The following is an 18,754-nucleotide window of genomic DNA, read 5'->3' as shown; positions in this document are numbered from 1 at the left end:
CCCCGCCCGGCATTAAACCATCAAACCCCGCAGGGCGAAGAACAGGAACGCAGCCATCAGGGCGGACGCCGGCACGGTGATAATCCAGGCCGCGGCAATCTTCACCAGGTGGGAGCGCTTGACCATCTCTTCCTTGTAAATCTTCTTCAGGCGCTTGCGTTCAGACTTGGACAGCGGCACCTGCTCCTTTTTCTTCTTCGCTTGCTTGAGCAGCTTTTCCATTTCCTCCACAGAGGCGTTGCGGAAATCGTCCAGGAACGGCTTCAGGCGCTCCTGGTCCGCCGGGTCATGGTGCTCGATCATCTTGTGCAGCTGGCTGGCGTAGTTGGACTTCAGGTACTCCCGCAGGAAGCCCACACCGAACACGCCACCGATAGCAATATGGGTTGAACTGACCGGCAGCCCCAGCTGGGACGCCAGGATTACCGTCAGTGCCGCAGACAGGGCGATACAGAAGGCCCGGGTCTTGTCCAGCTCGGTAATCTCGCTGCCCACGGTCTTGATCAGGCGCGGGCCGAACAACATCAGGCCAACGGCCAGGCCAAGCGCACCCACCATCATGACCCACAGCGGAATGCTGGCAGAGGTCACCACGCCACCACCGGCGCGAATAGCATCGTTGATCGCAGCCAGCGGCCCGATGGCGTTGGCGACGTCGTTCGCACCGTGGGCAAAGCTGAGCAACGCGGCGGCAAAGATCAGCGGCCAGGTGAACAGCGTGTTCACGCCCTTGGAACTGTTTTCCATGGTCGCGGCACGACGGCTCACCAGGTTACGCATGATGAACCACACCACGGCAGCCACCACCAGGCCCATGATCGACGCCGACAGGAAGTCCACCTTGACGATTTTCTTCACGCCCTTGAGCATCAGGTAGGTTGTGAACGCCCAGGCCATGATCGATACCAGGACAGGCACAAAGGTGCGGGCCGACGACACCAGGTTTTGCCGGTACAGCACGGTTTTCTTGATGGCAAACAGGAACAGCGCCGCCAGGGCACCACCCAATACCGGAGAGATCACCCAGCTGGCCGCAATCTTGCCCATCACACCCCAGTCGGCGATGGCCCAGCCACCGGCCGCGATACCGGCACCCAGCACACCGCCTACAATGGAGTGGGTCGTGGAAACCGGCGCGCCCATCCAGGTGGCCAGGTTCAGCCAAAGTGCGCCGGCCAGCAAGGCTGCCGTCATCAGCCAGACAAAGGCGCGGGGATCTTCCAGGGTGGTAGGGTCAATAATGCCGCCCTTGATGGTAGAGACCACGTCGCCACCGGCAATCAGCGCGCCGGCTGCCTCGAACACCGCCGCCAGCAACACGGCTGCGCCCAGCGACAAGGCACCGGAACCCACCGCGGGGCCCACGTTGTTGGCAACATCATTGGCACCGATATTGATGGCCATATAACCGCCGATAACCGCTGCGGCCATCAGCAACATGCTGTTGGGTAATCCCTGACTGAATGAGCCGACAATCAACCAGACACAGAGCAGGAACAGAACACTGAAACCAACCCTGTACCGTTCCGTGGAGGGGCTGCTGAGAAGGTTATCCAGAAAGCTGCTGGAACGGGCCATAAACAATTGGGTCTCTTGAGAACGGAATGAGTTCAGGCAATTTTGCCGCGCGCAAACTATAAAATTATTATCATAAAATTGAAACCGAACTGTCATAGGGGCTAAAGATCACAAACCGGACGGACATCACTCCAAAGCCGCGGTTTTTTGGCGCATACTTGGCAAAAACCTGTCAAAAAGAACAACACAAGATGACGGCCAGCTACCGACCCAACCAGATCATATCTTCCGAGCACGAAGAACAGCAGATTTCACTCCTGTTGAACGGGTTATCGGCCATGGCCCTGCTGTTCCTCACCGGCATCGGCCTCAAGGCCTGGTTCGCCGACCATCACACCCATGCCATCGTGCTCTGGCTGTTCAATATACCAGTGCTGGCCAATATGCTCTGGTATTTCCGGACGGGTAACCGGCTGGCGCAGAAGGCGGGACTGCTGATTACCGTTGCCCTGCTGTTTGCCTACCTGATCGCCTCGGGTGGCGAAGGCAACACCGGCCCCCTGTGGTTCTACGTGTTCCCTCCGCTACTGTTTTTCCTCACCAGCCTGAAGGGCGGCACCGCCATCCTGCTTTTCTGCTATCTGCTGGCGATCATCGTATTCCAGTTTCCCAACCTGCCCGGGGTGGCAGCCGAATACTCCACTGACTTCAAAATACGCTTTTTTGCCACCCTCACCTTCGAATCCATTTTCTGCTTTGTACTGGAGGCCGGCCGTCTGCAGGCCCGCAACAAACTGCTGAAACTGGCCGAAAGCCATGAAAAAGCCGCGCGTACCGATGAGCTTACCGGCCTGGCCAACCGGCGGGATATGCACAACCGCCTTGCCGCCGAGTTTTCCCGCTACCAGCGCTCCGGGCACCACTTTTCCGTGGTGCTGATCGACCTGGACCTGTTCAAACGTGTCAACGACGATTTCGGCCACGATGCCGGCGATGCCGCCCTCCGGCACTTTGCCAGCCTGGTGCGCAAGGTGATCCGGCAAACGGATATCGCGGCGCGCTGGGGCGGTGAGGAATTCCTGATCCTGCTGCCGGACACCACCTTGCTGCAGGCCCTGACCCTGGCCGAACGGTTGCGTGCGGAAGTGGCGGCCACCGAGTTCCGCCACCAGCAGCAGATCCTGCCGGTGACCATCAGTGCCGGCGTCTGCTCGATTTCCAAGGCCGGATCTGTCAACGAACTTCTGAAGCTGGCCGACATCAACCTGTACAGCGCCAAGGAAGATGGCCGCAACCGCATCGCCCCCAGGGTGCGCAGCCAGGACAGCCAGCCTGCTGCGGAAAACCCGGCTTGAGCGCTGCCCATCGCAGCATTACCATCTCTGCCGGCAATGCAGATACCTGAACAGATATAAGGCAGTAACATGGCAGCAATTCGAATACTCACCGGCAGTGTTTACGGCGGCGCCCTGCTGACCGCCCGCAAGATCAAGGAAGAGCTTGAAGCCGAAGGGCACCAGGTGACCGTGCTGGAGACCCCGGCCCTGGAAGACATCACCGGCAATGACGACGCCCTGCTGGTCTGCACCTCTACTACCGGCCAGGGGGAAATCCCTGACAACCTGTTGCCGTTTTACCTGGCGCTGCGGGAACAACTGCCACAGCAGCCCGGTCGCCCTTTCGGCATTATCGTGCTGGGCGACAGCTCCTACGGTGACACCTTCTGCGGCGCCGGCGACCTGATGGAAGAAGCCCTGTACGAAACCGCGGCCCGCAAGGTGGGGGAAACCCTGCGCATAGACGCGCTGGAAACCCTGGAGCCGGAAGCCGAAGCCCTGCCCTGGGTCAAAGACTGGGTTAACGGAATCTGACTATTATTTACACAAGTTGCCAAAACTCTGTCTGGCTGCCCTTGAGCCACCCGCAGCGACAGGCCATACTCGACCCATAACGATAATAACGGTAACAGCAGATCCTGATGAAACTGGCCCGGCTTCTGGCAGCGTTGACAGCTTTGCTGACTTTGTCGCTTCACCTCCATGCGGCACCGGCTTCCTATATTCCGGAAATGGAGTATCTGCGCCTGGCCCCGGATGCCAGCGTCACCGCCAGCGAAGTCATGGCCTCGGATCAATGGCAGAGGCTGCCGGACCAGACCCCCAATTTTGGCTATATCCGGGACCAGATCTGGCTCCGGTTCCCGGTGACCGACGCAAGCAACAGCAACCTGCTGGAAATCAGCTATCCTCAGCTCGACGCTATCGGCTTCTATCTGTTTAAAGACAACCGGTTACTGCGGGAAGTAATAACCGGCGACCGCATGCCCTTTGCCGAGAGGCCGGTACAACACCCCCACTTCCTGTTCCCCCTGCAACTGGCGCCTGGCGGCAATTACCAGGTGTTGCTGCGGATACAGACAGAAGGCGCCATGCAGGCACCACTGCAGCTCTGGAACAATCGTAGCTATTTCGAAAAGGCCTCCGTTGAAAGCCAGCTCCACGCCGTTTATTACGGCATCCTGATTGCCGTTATCTGCTTCAACCTGTTTGTCTTTATCGCCCTGAAAGAAGCCGTTTACCTGTTCTATGTACTCTCCACCCTCGGCTACCTGTTGCTGGTGGGCGGCCTGAACGGTATTACCTACCAGCTACTGTGGCCGGAAAGTCCGACCATACAGAACCGGGCGATGGCGATGATTGTGCCCCTGGCCATGAGTTGCACCCTGATGTTCTCCAGGGCGTTTTTACGGCTTAAACAGGTCAGCCCGAAAATGGATCGCCTGGTACTGGCAGTGCTGGCCCTGAACCTGACCATGGCGGCGGCCAACCTGTTCATCGATTACAACACCGGTATGCGCCTGAGCGTTGCCCTGGTGATCCCAAGCTCGCTGCTGCTGACCTTTATCGGCCCCCTGCAGTGGCTCAGGGGCAACCCCCAGGCCATGTACTACACCCTGGCCTGGGCGGCACTGACCCTCGGCAGCGCGATCACGGCCGCCAACAAATACGGCTGGATTCCCAACAGCTTTATTACCTCCTACGGCATGGAACTGGGCTCGGCCCTGGAAGCCATGCTGCTCAGCCTGGCCCTGGCAATCCAGATCTACCGGGAACGGCAGGACCGCCTGCACTCGCGGGAAGCGGAACTGCACGCACTGGAAGCCCGCCGTAACGCGGAACTGCAGTTGATGGACCAGGCCCTGCACAACCCGCTGACCGGGCTACCCAACCGCAGCAGTTTCGAGCTGCGGGTGAGCGAACTGATCCGCCGCAACCCGAAGCAACGGCTGGGCATTGCAGTCATTCACCTGAACAACCTGTATGCCGTAACCAAGACGCTCGGGCACCGCAACACCGACCGGATACTGGAACTGGCATCACGGCAGTTCAACGATGTCACCCGTAAGGTGCCCGGCATTGTCGCCATAGAACAGAGCGAGGGCCGGGACTTCTACCTGGCCAGCCTGGACCCGCAAACCTTCGCGCTGATCAGTTACGCTGACCGCACAGAATCCGTACCCCGCCACGTACTCAGGGATATCGAAGTGATCCGCCAGCCCATTGACTTCCTGGGCATGCAGGTACCGCTCACCCCCCAGCTGGGGGTGGCCATCTACCCCGATCATGGCACGGACGTGAACACCCTGATCCGGCGAGCCGTCATTGCCGAAGGTTCGGAACGGGCCAGGGAACGGGGTGTGGCCTATTACAAGCCGTCGAAGGATTCCTACAGCGCCGAACGGCTGACCCTGGTGTCCGAGCTTCGGCAGGCACTGGAGCTGAACCAGCTGACCCTGTACCTGCAACCCAAGCAGTGCCTGAAAAGCGGAGACATTACCGGCTTCGAGGCCCTGATCCGCTGGCCGGACCGGGAGCGGCAAGTCCCGCCCCATGAAGTGATCGAACTGGCCGAGCAAACCGGCCTGATCAAACCGCTCACCCGCTGGGTGCTGCGGGAAGCCCTGGAAATACGGGAAAAGCTGGCGGTAAAGGGCGCTCCAACCCGTATCGCCGTCAACATTTCCCCCAACAACCTGCGGGAACCGGACTTCCCGGTGTTTGTGCAACGAATGATGCAGAGCTATCAGTGCCCCGCCGGAGAGCTGGCCTTCGAGGTAACGGAAACCTCCATGATGCAGGACCCGGCCAACTCCCTGAAAGCCCTGAAAGCCATCAATGCCGCAGGCATCCCCTTGTCCATTGATGACTTCGGCTCCGGCTATTCCTCGCTGTCTTACATCAAGCAGCTGCCCGCCAGCGAGATCAAGATCGACCGCTCACTGATCACCGAGCTGGCAGAGCGGGAGGAGGACCGGGTCATCGTGCGCACCACCATCGAGATGTGCCACAGCCTGGGCTACACCGTGGTGGCGGAGGGTGTGGAGAGTGAAAAAACCCTGAAGCTGCTGGAGAGCATGGGCTGCGACCTGGTTCAGGGTTATATCCTGGCCCGGCCGCAACCTTTTGACCGCATTATCGACTGGCTGGCAGATCAGCCCTGCCGTTCCCGGATCAACGCTTCCTGAGTGGTCGAAGCCACCAGCACGCCATCCCGGGTGAAGAAATTACCCCGATTGAAACCACGACCGCCGGAGGCACTGGGGCTGTCCTTGTCGTACAGCAGCCATTCGTCCATTCGGAAGTCCCGGTGAAACCAGATGGCATGGTCCAGGCTGGCTACCTGCATGTTCCGGTTCATGAACGTGCGGCCGTGGGGTGCCATGGAGGTGCCGAGGAACGAGAAATCCGACGCGTAGGTCAGCAGGCAGCGGTGCAAGACCGGATCATCCGGCAGTGGCCCCAGGGCCCGGAACCAGTTCTGGCAGTAGGGCGGCTGTTTCTCCGGTTTGAGCGGGTTGCCGGGGTTCACCGGGCGGATCTCGATGGGCCGGTCCCGGGTGAGCACGTCCCGAAGCTTCTCCGGCACCTGGTCCACCAGCAACTGCCCCAGTTCCTGTTCGGATTTCAGGGTTTCCGGCTCTGGCGCTTCCGGCATCGGGAACTGGTGGCTGAGCCCTTCCTCGGCCACCTGGAATGACATGGAACCGGTCAGGATCTCCTTGCCGTCCTGGCGGGCAATGACCCGGCGCACCGAAAACGTGCCGCCATCGCGAACCCGCTGAACCTCGTAATCAATCGGCATGCTGTGGTTGCCGGGGCGCAGGAAGTAGGCGTGCAATGAATGGCACAACCGGCCTTCAACGGTACGGCTGGCCGCCATCAACGCCTGCCCAAGTACCTGGCCGCCAAACACATGGGGAAAGCCGAGATCCTCACTGTCACCCTGAAAATGGTCATCTCCGATGGGCGACAAATCCAGCAAATCAATCAGCTTCCGGGTTATTTCCAGCATGCATGCTCCTGTTGTTTTGGTCAGGAGCCAGCGACCAGCTCCTTAGCTTACGAAAGAATTTCTACCTCAGGTGAAACAATTTCGCAACGCTCAGTCACTGTGGATGGGCGGCACTTCCCGCGACAACGCCTGTTTTTCCACGGCAAACCGGCCGGTCACTGCAAAGCCGAGCACCTCGCCTGCCGGCGACAGGAAGCGGGCTTTTACGTCTGACCCCTCCTGCTCGATGTCCCATTCGCCTTCGGCACCAGCCGGTGGCGGGCACACCGCGGTGGGACAACAAGGGGTTTTGATCATCACCGGCATGGCACCGTAGCTCACCTGGGTGCGTTCACCCGTAAGGGTTTTCGCCAGGGCGCGGGCACAGGCCATCAACGGCAATACATACAGCAGCACCTGGCCGTCTACCTCGGCGCAGTCACCCAGGGCATAGACATCCGGTGCAGACGTCTCCAGGGCCCGGTTAACCACAATGCCGCGACCGGCTTCAATGCCCGCAGCCCGGGCCAGCTCGGTGCGTGGCCGCAGACCGACCGCAGAAACCACCAGGTCTGCCGCCAGGGTGTCGCCGTTGGCCAGCGCAAGCTTTACGCCCTGCCCGTCGCGATCCACCCGCTGTACCACCGTGCCCAGGTGGAAGTTCACACCCAGGGCCTGCAACTCCTGCTGCACGGCGTTGGCGGCCGCCTCCGGCAGCAAACTGGGCATAACGGCGGCATCCGGGGCAATCACATCCACCTCATAACCGCCGTTGCGCAGGTCGTTGGCAAATTCACAGCCGATCAGCCCCGCACCCATGATGGCCACCCGCTTGCCACCTTCCAGGGCCTTGCGGAACGCCCGGTAATCCAGCAGGTCGTTGATCGAATAGACCCGGTCCAGGCCATCACCGTCCAGGCCCAGGCGGATCACATCCGCGCCCCAGGCCAGCACCAGTTTGCTGTAGGCCAGCCGCTCGTCGCCCAGCACCAACTCGCGGGCACCGGTATCAATACCGGTAACGGTGCTGTAGGTGCGAATGTCCACCGACAGCTGTTCGGCCATTGCCTCGGTGACGCCCTGGGCCAGCCCTTTGGCATCCTTACCCTTGGTAAAGCCGGTGGACAGCATCGGCTTGGAGTAATTCACGCCGTCGTCTGCGGTTACCATCACCACCGGAGTGGTTTTATCCAGCTTGCGCAGTTCCCGCACCAGCGAGTATCCGGACAATCCGGTGCCTACTATTACAATCGGTGCCTGGTCGGTCATAGTCCTGCTCCGTTAATCAGCCGATTTCGATCATCTCGAAGTCTTCCTTGCCCACGCCACAGTCCGGGCATACCCAGTCATCCGGCACATCTTCCCACTTTGTGCCCGGCTCGATGCCGTCTTCCGGCCAGCCTTCGGCTTCGTCGTAAATCAGGCCACACACTACACACTGCCACTTCTTCATACTTGCTCTCCGTTAAAATTCCGTGCGCCATAATACCCTCCACCCGGTCTGTGACCAATGCCACGCGAGACGCCGGTTGCCCGGGTTTTGTGCCAATAGGCATGATTACAGATAGTCCGTCCACCATCTGCCCCTCCCTTCAGGGCAACCGGTTCGGTATAATCGCCGGTTTTACGACAGGACCGACCGTTATGACCGATACCGTCGCCGAAATGAACCAGGTCATGGCTGAAGCCGACTGCCTGGTAGACGAACAACAGGTAAGTGCCGCCATCGACACCATGGCCTCGGCCATCACCGATCGCCTGAAAGACAGTAACCCGCTGTTGTTCTGCGTTATGAACGGTGGCCTGATCACAACCGGCCAGCTGTTGCCCCGCCTCAAATTCCCGGTGCAGGCGGAATACCTGCACGCCACCCGCTACCGCCAGGAAACCACCGGCGGCATCCTCGAGTGGAAACTCCAGCCGGAATCCGACATGAAAGACCGCACGGTGCTGATTGTCGACGACATCCTGGATGAAGGCACCACCCTGTGCGCCATCGCTGACTACTGCCTGGCCCACGGCGCCCGGGAAGTGCTGACCGCGGTACTGGTCGACAAGATTCACGAACGCAAGGCCCGTCCGGGCCTGAAAGCCGACTTCACAGGCCTCTACGTTGAAGACCGCTTCCTGTTCGGCTACGGCATGGACTACAAAGGTTACTGGCGTAACGCCCCCGGCATCTATGCTGTCAAAGGACTCTGACCGGGAAAACAGCCTGAAGATCCCGCCTACCCGCTGGTACCGGTTGCTGGCTGCGGCCGGGCTGCGCAACCCGGAGGTTCACGGCCCGGCCCGCTACTGGCTGCAGGTGGAAGGGTCTTTCACCCAGGCCCTGAAGCACCGGTGCCTCGAGAGCTTCCATGTGGAAGTCGCGCGCGAAGGCTACGCCACGCCGTTCCCGGAAGAGGTTCGCCGGCTCGGGCTGCAGCCCCGACAACAGGCCTGGATCCGCGAAGTCCGCCTGTGCGGCGATGGCCAGCCCTGGGTCCTGGCCCGCACGGTCATCCCCCACCAGTGTTTTGAAGGCAAGGGCAGGCAACTGCGCCACCTGGGCAACAAGCCCCTGGGTGCCTTTCTGTTCAGCAGCCCGGACTGGTCACGGGGGCCGCTGGAAACCGGCCTGTGCCTGCCCGATCATCCGCTTCAGCCCCGGCTGGCCCGGCGTTCCCTGTTCCACCACGGCAACAACGCCCTGATGGTGGGCGAATACCTGTTGCCGGTGCTGTACCGGTAAGCTTCGGTTTAACCCCCAAGCCCTGGCTGGCTATAATCCGGTGTTTGCCACGCACCTGACCCACGGAAGAGCGCACCATGTTGCAGAATGCCCTGCCAGACCCTGTCCAGGCACGCCTGGCCGACTACGCCCGCCTGCTTCGCATTGACCGGCCTATCGGCAGCCTGCTGCTGCTCTGGCCCACCTACTGGGCACTCTGGCTGGCCGGCGACGGCAGCCCGTCTATTGCCAACGTCATTATCTTCACCCTGGGCGTGTTCTTTATGCGGGCCGCCGGCTGCGCCATCAACGACTTTGCCGACCGGGACTGGGATCGCCACGTAAAACGCACCCAGGACCGCCCCCTGACCACCGGCCGCATCCAGTCCTGGGAAGCCGTTGTCCTGTTTCTGGGCCTGTGCCTGGTTTCCTTCCTGATGGTAGTGCTGTTCACCAACCGGCTGACCCTGTACCTGTCCTTCGGCGGCGCCCTGCTGGCGTTTATCTACCCGTTCATGAAGCGCTACACCCACCTGCCCCAGCTGTTTCTGGGGGCCGCGTTCTCCTGGGCCATCCCCATGGCCTGGGCCGCCCAGGCCAACGAGCTGAGCCAGCTTACCTGGCTGCTGTTCACCGCCAACGTGTTGTGGACCGTGGCCTACGATACGCTCTATGCCATGGTAGACCGGGATGACGACCTGAAAATCGGTATTAAATCCACCGCCATCCTGTTCGGCGAAGCCGACCGGGCGATCATCGGCATACTGCAGGCGCTGGTGGTGCTGATCCTGGTAATTGTAGGAGGCCAGGCAGAACTGGGCGCGTTCTGGTATCTGGGCGTGGCGGTAATGGCAGGCCTGTTTGCCTATCACCAGTACCTGGCCCGCGACCGTGCCCGGGAAGGTTGTTTCAAGGCCTTCCTGAACAACAACTGGGCCGGGTTTGCGGTATTTTCCGGGCTGGTGATCGACCAGCTTCTCTGAGTTGCCAGCAGGCACGGAACCGCCGCTAGCTCAATCGTGTCATATACTTGTAACAAAGACGCGTTGTAATGAGCCAGCAACATTACTGGGGAGCGCAAATCCTGCTCCCGGGGTTCTGACACAGGTTGAAGCACATGAATGGAAAAACTGTCCTGATCGTCGATGACGAGCCAGCCATCCGCGAAATGATCGCCGTGGCCCTCGAAATGGCTGATTACGACTACCTCGAGGCAGAGGATGCCCGCCAGGCCCACGCCCTGGTTGTTGACCGGCAGCCAGACCTGATCCTGCTGGACTGGATGCTCCCGGGCACCAGTGGTGTCGAGCTGGCACGGCGGCTGAAAAAGGAAGAGGCAACCGCCGACATCCCGATTATCATGCTGACCGCCAAGGTTGAGGAAGACAACAAGATCCAGGGCCTGGAAGTTGGTGCCGATGATTACATCACCAAGCCCTTCAGCCCGCGGGAACTGGTTGCCCGGCTGAAAGCGGTACTGCGCCGGACAACGCCGGCCGGTGTCGACAGCCCGATCGAAGTGGACGGGCTGACCCTGGACCCGGTCGGCCACCGGGTAACCACTCCGGAAGGTGCCCTGACCATGGGCCCCACCGAGTACCGGTTGCTGCAGTTTTTCATGACCCACCAGGAACGGGTCTATACCCGGTCGCAGTTGCTGGACCAGGTCTGGGGTGGCAATGTCTATGTTGAAGAGCGTACGGTAGACGTACATATCCGGCGCCTGCGCAAGGCCCTTGGCGACCGCTACGACCACCTGGTCCAGACCGTCCGGGGCACCGGCTACAGGTTCTCCACCAGGGTCGCATAACCGCTTCGGCCCCTGGCCTGATACCAGAACACAGAACAAGGCTGCGCCCGATGCAACACAAGTGGTCACGATATCTGCGCCTGATCCTGGCCATCCTGGCCAGCACCACGCTGGTTGGCCTGTATTTTGGTGAACCGGTATACGGCCTGCTGGTTGGCCTGGTGGGTTACCTCTGGTGGACCCTGATCCAGGCCCGCCGCCTGTACCAGTGGCTGGACAACCCGGACGCCAGCGAAGAAGCGCCCCAGAGTATCGGCATGTGGGGCAGCATCTTTGATGGCCTGAACAAGCTGCACCAGAGCCACCTGCGTACACAGGACCGCCTCCGGGCCCGCATCAACCGGGTTCAGGAATCCACCAATGCCATGCGCGACGGTGTGATCATGACCGACGCCCGGGGCACCATGGAATGGTGGAACGGCTCTGCCGAACACCTGCTGGGGTTCCGGCGCAGTACCGACCGGGGCCAGTACATCCACAACCTAATCCGAAACCCGGCCTTCAAGGCCTACTTCGACTCCCGGGACTACCGGGAACCGCTGGAACTGAACTCCCCGGCCAAGCCCCATCTCCACCTGCAAATCCAGATCAGCCTGTTCGGCGACGACGACCGCCTGATCGTGGCCAAGGACGTTACCCGGCTGTACCAGCTGGAACAGATGCGCCGGGACTTCGTGGGCAACGTTTCCCATGAAATGCGGACCCCGCTCACGGTAATCAGCGGCTACCTCGAAACCCTCGTTGACCATGCCGACGAACTGCCACCCAAGTGGCGCCGGGCCATCAACACCATGGCCGCCCAGTCATCCCGGATGGAAGCACTGATTACCGACCTGATCCTGCTGTCGCGTATTGAAACCGGTGAACACACGGTAGATGACACCCTTGCCGACATGGATGCCCTGCTGAACCAGATCTGTCACGACGCCCAGGCCCTGAGCGGCAGCAAACAGCACCGCATTACCGTCAATATTTCCGACCACCGGCTACTGCAGGGCGATGAAAGCCAGCTGCGCAGCGCCTTCTCCAACCTGGTGTTCAACGCAGTGAAGTACACGCCGGCGGAAGGCGAAGTGACCGTATCCTGGACGGCCAACCGCGACGGCGCCCATCTGTCCGTCAAAGACAGCGGTATCGGCATCGACCCGGTTCACATTCCCCGCCTGACCGAGCGCTTCTACCGCGCCGACCCAAGCCGGCATAAAGACACCGGTGGCACCGGTCTGGGACTGGCCATCGTCAAACACGTGCTGATCAACCACGATGGCAACCTGGAAATCCGCAGCAAACCCGGCGAAGGCAGCGAATTCATCTGCCACTTCCCCCGTGAGCGACTGGTAGAACGGGTACCGGAACTCCGGGATTAAAGAATTGTCACTCCCGGGCCGGTTCAGCGGTATTTCCGAACCGTAAAAACGCGCTAACATGGCATTCATACCCGCCCATTCATCTTGCGAGGTTTTACTGTGGCCAATCAGCCGATGCCGGGGCCAGTACGTCACGCCCTGACTGCCCTTTTCCTGCCAGCCCTGCTCTTTACCAGCCAGGCTTCGATGGCAGAACTACCCACCATGACCGACGCCGCCTTTGCAGAGTGCAAGGCAGGCCTGCAAGACAAAGCGGTCCAGGCCGGTGTCAGTGCCGACACCGCCAGCCGGGTGATGGCCGATGTCAGCTACCTGGAACGGGTAATCGAACTGGACCGCCGGCAACCGGAGTTCACCACCACCTTTGCCGACTACCTGAACCGCCGGGTTAACGAAAGCCGGATCAGCAAGGGCCGGGAAATGCTGGCCGAGCACAAGGACCTGCTGGCCCGGGTGACCCGGGAAACCGGTGTGCCTGCCCCCTACCTGGTGGCGTTCTGGGGCCTGGAAACCAACTACGGCAGCTACTTCGGCAAGATGCAGGTGCCCAGTGCCCTGACCACCCTGGCCTGTGACCCGCGCCGCACGACCTTCTTCACCGAACAGCTGATTGCCGCCCTGCGCATTATCGACGAGGGCGCCATTCCGGCGGAGCAGATGGAAGGCTCCTGGGCCGGCGCCATGGGGCACGTCCAGTTCATGCCCACGGTTTTCCTGAAACACGCCGTAGACGCCGATGGCGATGGCCGCCGGGACCTGTGGAACAGCCTGCCCGATGCCATGATGTCGGCCGGCAAGTTCCTGGAATCCATGGGCTGGGACGGCGACTACCGCTGGGGCCGGGAAGTGTTACTGCCCGAAAACTTTGACTTCAGCCAGGCCGATGGGCGCCGGCTGCCCCTGGCCGAGTGGCGGAAACTGGGCATTACCGATGCCTTCGGCAACGCCCTGGCCCGGGAGCCCATTGAAGCCGCACTGGTGGTGCCCAGCGGCCACCAGGGCCCGGCCTTCCTGGCTTACAGCAACTTCCGGGTCATCATGGGCTGGAACCGCTCGGAGTTCTACGCCATCGCCGTTGGCCACCTGGCCGACCGGGTGGCCGGTGCCGGCGGCCTGCAGAACCCGCCACCGGAAGACCAGCCTGCCTTGTCCCGGGACCAGATCATGCAGCTCCAGGAAACCCTGAGCGCGAAGGGCTACAGCAGTGGCGAGCCTGACGGCATTCTGGGTTCCAACACCCGCAAGGCCATCCGCCAGTACCAGAAAGCCGAAGGCCTGATTGCCGACGGCTTTCCGTCCGGGCAACTGCTGCAGGCGCTGGATATCCAGGCCGGTAGCTGAACCATGGACTCCATTACCCAGGCCACCCTTGGCGCCACCCTGGCCGGAGCCGTGGCCGGCAAAACCCTGGGGCGTTCGGCACTGCTGACCGGCGCCTTGCTGGGCACCCTGCCGGACCTCGACGTAGTCATCGACTATGGCACCGCGGTCGCCAACTTTACCCAGCACCGGGGTTTCAGCCATTCCCTGCTGATTCTTGCGCCCCTGTCGCTGCTGATCGCCTGGGGCCTGTGGCGCTGGAAGCCGGTTATCAGCTACCGGCGATGGCTGGCGCTGGTAGCGCTTATCCTGATCACCCACCCCCTGCTGGACGCGTTCACCACCTACGGCACCCAGTTGTTCTGGCCGTTCGGCACACCGGTGGCCATCAACAGCATTTTCATTATTGACCCGCTCTACACCCTGCCGCTGCTGGCCGGCTGCCTGGCGTTTCTGGTGCGCCCCCCGGCCCGCACGGCGCTGAGCCTGGCACTGGGGCTATCCACCCTGTATCTGGGCTGGACGCTGGTGGCACAGCAAATCATCACCGACAGGGTGCAACCGGCACTGGCCCGGGCCGGGCTGGAACAGCCGGCCCTGATGGTACAACCCATGCCGTTCAATACCCTGTTATGGCGAGCCACGGCCATCACCGACGACACCCGGGTGGAGATTGTTACCGGTTTTCTGGATCGCACGCCGGAACTGTCACTGGAGTACTTCTCCCGCAATCCGGTGCTCCGGGCCCGGGTAGCTGACCTGCCGGAAGCCCGGCGCCTTGAGTGGTTCACCCGGGGCTTCCTGCATTATGAGCAGGCCGGCCAACAGATTATCGCCACCGACATCCGCCTGGGCATTCCCGGCGCGCACCCGTTTACCTTTACCCTGGCGAACCTCTCGGATCAGGGCTTAGCCCCGATCCCCAGCGGCCGGCTGGACAGGCCGGCCATCAATCCGGACGCCCTGCCGCTGCTCTGGGCCCGGCTGACCGGAGAGCTGCCGGTGCTGTGCCTGGCCACACTGGCCCCGCCGGCTCAGGGACATACTTGCTGATGCGCCTGGACCAATACCTTGCCAACGGCACCGGGTTGTCCCGCAAAGACGCCAAGCGGGCCATCACCGGCAAGCGGGTTCAGGTGAACGGCCAGTTGTGCCGCAGCACCAGCGCCAACATCAACACCGGCGACAGCGTGCTGCTCGACGGCGAGCCGGTGACCCTGCCCGGCGAGCTGTACCTGATGTTGCACAAACCCGCCGGAGTGATCAGCGCCACCACCGACAGTAGCCAGCCCACCGCGCTGGACCTGCTGCCACCGGAGCTGGCGCGGCAGGTGCACATTGCCGGACGGCTCGACAAAGACACCACCGGACTCCTCCTGATCACCAGCGATGGCCAGTGGTCGCACCGGGTTACCTCGCCCCGGCGGGACTGCCCGAAAACCTATCGGGTACAGCTGGCCGAGCCATTAACGGCAGAAGCCCGACAGGCCCTGGAACAAGGCATTCAGCTCAACGGAGAAGACACGGCCACGCGACCGGCGCAGGTACTGGCCTGTTCTGAACAGGAGATAGAGCTGACCATCAGCGAAGGCCGTTACCACCAGGTCAAACGCATGCTGGCGGCGGTGGGAAACCATGTTACGGCACTGCACAGACAACGCATCGGCGCGATTGAACTGGATGCAGGGCTGGCACCGGGCCAGTTTCGGGAACTGACCCGGTCAGAAATCGATTCGGTTTAGCGAGCGCTACCGGGCTGCGTCATCGATACGTTCGAACTTCTGGGCTTCCAGGTTCTTGCGCACCGCTCCCGCCTCGAACACCTCGCCATTCATCGCAATGTAGACCCCCGGCGGCAGTAGCCGGGCCGCCGCCCACGCAAAGCCGATATTGAAGATGGCATCGGTACGACGCATCCGGGCCGGTTGCATGGCCCCGGTCAGCACAATGGTGCGATCGGGCAGGGTTTTCAGGACCTGGGCCGTCTGGGCCATGGTGTCGGTGCCATGGGTGATAATAATGCGGGAATGTTCGGTCTGCTTTACCGCCTCGAGAATGCCGTCGCGGTCGTCATCGGTCAGTTCCAGGCTGTCTTTGCGCATCAGCTCCCGGATGGCATAGCCCTCATGGATGTTCGACTCTGCCAGCAATTCCGGCAACAGGCTGTCACCGATCTCGAACTTGCTGTTGGCATCAAAGTACACCTTGTCGATGGTGCCGCCGGTGGTCAGTATCTGGATGGTCACGGGGTATCCTCTGTTGGAGTGGAGCTATCGGGAACAGGTCTCATTTTAACCATCCCCATGAAACTCCAAATGTAAAATATCTTTAAATGCATTAAAATTTGTTCAAATTCATAATGTTGCAAGATGTTATATCGAGTAACATTGTGTATCAAAGCCTTTGCACCAATCAGGATTGCTACGGAATGGGCGCAGCCTCCACAAACCAACACAGCCCAGGGCGGGGCCGGCGCGCCGGTGGCAACGGGCTGCAGCGCTGGTTTCCGTTTGTGGTGCTGCTGGTAGTGGCAATCTATGGTTTGCTGGCGGCATTTCTGGGCCAACAAGCTTCGTCGCTGGTTGGCGACACAGCCATCGCCGAGCCTGACCTGCCGGTCATGGTCTGGAAGTCCTTCGTCACCGGCATGCTGGTGTTTGCCCTGCCGCTGAACCTGAGCATTGTCATCAGGCTTCGCCGGCCCGGGCTGGCCTGGCTCAGTGTGCTGATGGTGGGCGTTATCTACAGCCAGCTGGTGATGGATGGCCTGGGGCTCTGGCTGATCTGGCCCGGCATACCGGAGCTCAACGCCCTGCTGTCCGTCAGCCTGCCACTATGCCTGATTGCCCTGTGTGAATTCACCCCCCACTTTATTGCCGTGGGCCGGCAAGGCGCCCGGCTACTCCGGGGCTTCAGCCTGGCCGCCGGCCTGCACCTGCTGGCGGCCCCCTTCCCCATCGGCCCGCTGGGGCAGGATGTGTTCCTGGTAGTTGCCGCCACCGGTGGCATGTTCATCTTCGGACTGGTGCTGGGGCAGATCCGCAAGCACGTCTACGCCCGTTATTTCGCCCTGTCGGTACTGGCCATTCTGGTCGGCGCACTCACCACGTCCCTGACAACCATCGGCTGGCTGCCGGTCAATCCGCTGACCGACTCCGCATTTTTTCTGGGGGCAGCCGTCGGCTCGCTGATCCTCACCAGCGGTGTCGGCCGGCTGTTGCTGGAAGAGCGCAAACGCCGGCTGAGCGCCGACATCCGCGCCCGGGAAGAACAGGCACTGCGCGCGCGCATCGAACAGGATTACGACCGGGTCCTGAAAACCCACCGGGTAACCGGCAAACCCAACCGCCCCATGCTGGAAGAGGCGCTGACCGCCATCGACAGCCGGCAAACCCCTTACACGCTGTGCATGGTGCGGCTGACCCGCTTCAATGAACTGGAGCAGGCGCTGGGTTACCGCTCTGCCGAAGAGCTGTTGAGGCAGTACCTGCGGAAGATGAACCGGTTCCTGAAACAGGCATTGGGCGAGCAGCTGATTCCCATCAACGGCTATGCCATTGCCACACTGGATACCGTCAACCATGCCTTTGCCCTGCGCCGCAGCCCGAACCAGCCGGAGCTCGAAGCCCGCGCCCTGAGTGCCATTGCCGACTGGTTATCGGGCAACTTCATGGAAGGCCGGTTTTCGTTCTCCTGGGCTGCGTCACTGGGCATTGCCCACGCCCCGGAGCATGGCACCGACGCCGGCAGCCTGCTGTCGGCGGCGGGCTTTGCCTCCCTGAACAGCGACAATGCCCTGAGTGTTTATGACCCGTCTATTGCCGAGTGGCAGTACCGCCAGCAGATCCTGATGCTGGACGTTGAAGATGCCCTGAACTCCGGCGACATGTGGCTGGAATACCAGCCGAAAGTGAGTATCCGCGACGGCCGGATCAGCTCGGTGGAAGCCCTGCTGCGCTGGGAACACAGCGAATTCGGACGAATCCCCCCGGACCAGTGGATTCCGCTGGCCGAGGAAGTGGGCATTATCCACCAGGTTACCCGCTGGGTGCTGGACCGGGCCTGCCGTGATGCCAGCGGCCTGCGGGCAAGGTACGGCGACCACATCGCCATCAGCGTCAATATTTCCGCCAAGGACCTGGCTCACCCGCTGTTCGCCGAACAGGCCCGGGCGATCCTGCGCCGGCACCATCTGCTGCCCCGGAATATCATCCTGGAGATCACCGAAACCGCCATGATGACCGACCCGGAGCTGGCCCGGCATACCATCGAAATCCTCAGCGACATGGGTTTCCGGATTGCCCTGGACGACTTCGGTTCCGGCCATTCCTCCCTGGGCACCCTGGCCCTGTTCCGGCTGGATGAACTGAAGATAGACCGCAGCTTCCTGCACAACGTGCTGGACTATCCGGCCCGCCAGAAAATCCTGAAAGCGGCACTGGAACTGGGCACCGCCCTGGACCTGGACGTTGTCGTGGAAGGTGTGGAAGAAGAAGCCATTGCCGTCTGGCTGCAGCAGTTCCCCGGCCTGCAGGGCCAGGGTTATTACTGGGGCCAGCCCGCCCGGGCCAGTCTCGAATCAACAGGCGCACCCCTGCCCTCCCACGCAAGCGATCATTAGCCCGTCAATAGATGCAGACTCCAATGACCTGCATCAAGGGCCCCTCCCGGCACTGCCATTACACTGCTCTGACA

At 61.5% G+C, this 18,754-nt stretch carries 17 protein-coding genes; 12 read left to right on the top strand and 5 right to left on the bottom strand.

Annotation, left to right across the window (positions count from 1 at the left end; translation table 11 throughout):
- Positions 1-12: 12 nt before the first annotated feature.
- Positions 13-1,578, bottom strand: coding sequence for an inorganic phosphate transporter (locus B9Q17_RS08925; protein ID WP_058341979.1), 1,566 nt, complete (start codon positions 1,576-1,578; stop codon positions 13-15).
- Between the two features lie 191 nt (positions 1,579-1,769).
- On the opposite strand from B9Q17_RS08925, the gene B9Q17_RS08920 reads away from it, so the two are divergent.
- The 3 genes from B9Q17_RS08920 (at position 1,770) to B9Q17_RS08910 (ending at position 6,043) form a co-directional block, all read left to right on the top strand.
- Positions 1,770-2,873 carry a GGDEF domain-containing protein gene (locus B9Q17_RS08920; RefSeq protein WP_094624944.1) on the top strand — a complete coding sequence of 368 codons (1,104 nt, stop codon included), beginning with the start codon at positions 1,770-1,772 and terminating at the stop codon, positions 2,871-2,873.
- 69 nt (positions 2,874-2,942) lie between these two features.
- Entirely contained in the window at positions 2,943-3,389 is a 447-nt protein-coding gene (locus B9Q17_RS08915; RefSeq protein ID WP_094624943.1) for a flavodoxin, read from the top strand.
- Between the two features lie 107 nt (positions 3,390-3,496).
- Positions 3,497-6,043, top strand: a complete 2,547-nt coding sequence (locus B9Q17_RS08910; protein ID WP_094624941.1) for an EAL domain-containing protein — start codon at positions 3,497-3,499, stop codon at positions 6,041-6,043.
- On the opposite strand, the gene tesB is transcribed toward B9Q17_RS08910, so the two are convergent.
- The 3 genes from tesB to rubA all read right to left on the bottom strand — a co-directional run bounded on the left by tesB (position 6,010) and on the right by rubA (position 8,302).
- A complete protein-coding gene (gene tesB, locus B9Q17_RS08905) occupies positions 6,010-6,870 on the bottom strand; it encodes an acyl-CoA thioesterase II (protein WP_094624940.1) in 861 nt (286 codons plus the stop codon). The genes B9Q17_RS08910 and tesB overlap by 34 nt on opposite strands.
- A 90-nt stretch (positions 6,871-6,960) precedes the next feature.
- Positions 6,961-8,118: an NAD(P)/FAD-dependent oxidoreductase gene (locus tag B9Q17_RS08900; protein ID WP_094624939.1), complete on the bottom strand. Its 1,158-nt coding sequence runs from the start codon at positions 8,116-8,118 to the stop codon at positions 6,961-6,963.
- Positions 8,119-8,134: 16 nt separating this feature from the next.
- Complete coding sequence (gene rubA / locus B9Q17_RS08895) at positions 8,135-8,302, bottom strand: rubredoxin RubA (protein ID WP_022988488.1); 168 nt, start codon at positions 8,300-8,302, stop codon at positions 8,135-8,137.
- A gap of 191 nt (positions 8,303-8,493) precedes the next feature.
- Here rubA and B9Q17_RS08890 point away from each other — a divergent pair, with 191 nt between their 5' ends.
- From B9Q17_RS08890 to B9Q17_RS08855, 8 genes are all read left to right on the top strand, one after another.
- On the top strand, positions 8,494-9,051 hold the full coding sequence (locus B9Q17_RS08890; protein ID WP_094624938.1) for a hypoxanthine-guanine phosphoribosyltransferase: 558 nt from the start codon (positions 8,494-8,496) through the stop codon (positions 9,049-9,051).
- Complete coding sequence (locus tag B9Q17_RS08885) at positions 9,032-9,583, top strand: chorismate--pyruvate lyase family protein (RefSeq protein ID WP_094624937.1); 552 nt, start codon at positions 9,032-9,034, stop codon at positions 9,581-9,583. The genes B9Q17_RS08890 and B9Q17_RS08885 overlap by 20 nt, the downstream gene beginning before the upstream one ends.
- A 77-nt stretch (positions 9,584-9,660) precedes the next feature.
- Entirely contained in the window at positions 9,661-10,545 is an 885-nt protein-coding gene (ubiA, locus tag B9Q17_RS08880; RefSeq protein WP_094624936.1) for a 4-hydroxybenzoate octaprenyltransferase, read from the top strand.
- A 134-nt stretch (positions 10,546-10,679) separates the two neighbouring features.
- A complete protein-coding gene (phoB, locus tag B9Q17_RS08875) occupies positions 10,680-11,372 on the top strand; it encodes a phosphate regulon transcriptional regulator PhoB (RefSeq protein ID WP_094624934.1) in 693 nt (230 codons plus the stop codon).
- Positions 11,373-11,422: 50 nt separating this feature from the next.
- Positions 11,423-12,739 (top strand): phosphate regulon sensor histidine kinase PhoR, encoded by a 1,317-nt coding sequence (phoR, locus tag B9Q17_RS08870; RefSeq protein ID WP_022988493.1) that lies wholly within the window; start codon positions 11,423-11,425, stop codon positions 12,737-12,739.
- 114 nt (positions 12,740-12,853) lie between these two features.
- The gene (locus B9Q17_RS08865; RefSeq protein WP_094624994.1) at positions 12,854-14,080 is read left to right on the top strand and encodes a lytic murein transglycosylase; all 1,227 of its coding nucleotides are present in this window, start codon (positions 12,854-12,856) and stop codon (positions 14,078-14,080) included.
- A 3-nt stretch (positions 14,081-14,083) separates the two neighbouring features.
- Positions 14,084-15,112 carry a metal-dependent hydrolase gene (locus B9Q17_RS08860; RefSeq protein ID WP_094624933.1) on the top strand — a complete coding sequence of 343 codons (1,029 nt, stop codon included), beginning with the start codon at positions 14,084-14,086 and terminating at the stop codon, positions 15,110-15,112.
- Positions 15,112-15,801: a pseudouridine synthase gene (locus tag B9Q17_RS08855; protein ID WP_094624931.1), complete on the top strand. Its 690-nt coding sequence runs from the start codon at positions 15,112-15,114 to the stop codon at positions 15,799-15,801. Before B9Q17_RS08860 ends, B9Q17_RS08855 begins: the two co-directional genes overlap by 1 nt.
- Positions 15,802-15,807: 6 nt before the next feature.
- Here the strand turns inward: B9Q17_RS08855 and B9Q17_RS08850 are convergent, their stop codons facing one another.
- Positions 15,808-16,305 carry an asparaginase domain-containing protein gene (locus B9Q17_RS08850; RefSeq protein WP_022988497.1) on the bottom strand — a complete coding sequence of 166 codons (498 nt, stop codon included), beginning with the start codon at positions 16,303-16,305 and terminating at the stop codon, positions 15,808-15,810.
- A gap of 182 nt (positions 16,306-16,487) precedes the next feature.
- On the opposite strand from B9Q17_RS08850, the gene B9Q17_RS08845 reads away from it, so the two are divergent.
- Complete coding sequence (locus tag B9Q17_RS08845; RefSeq protein WP_244177351.1) at positions 16,488-18,680, top strand: EAL domain-containing protein; 2,193 nt, start codon at positions 16,488-16,490, stop codon at positions 18,678-18,680.
- Positions 18,681-18,754: the final 74 nt, after the last annotated feature.

Origin of the sequence: Marinobacter vinifirmus (assembly GCF_002258215.1) — a bacterium.
GTDB classification, from domain to species: domain Bacteria; phylum Pseudomonadota; class Gammaproteobacteria; order Pseudomonadales; family Oleiphilaceae; genus Marinobacter; species Marinobacter vinifirmus.
Note: the sequence above shows the minus strand (reverse complement) of the source record. Positions and strands in the feature narration are given on the sequence as shown.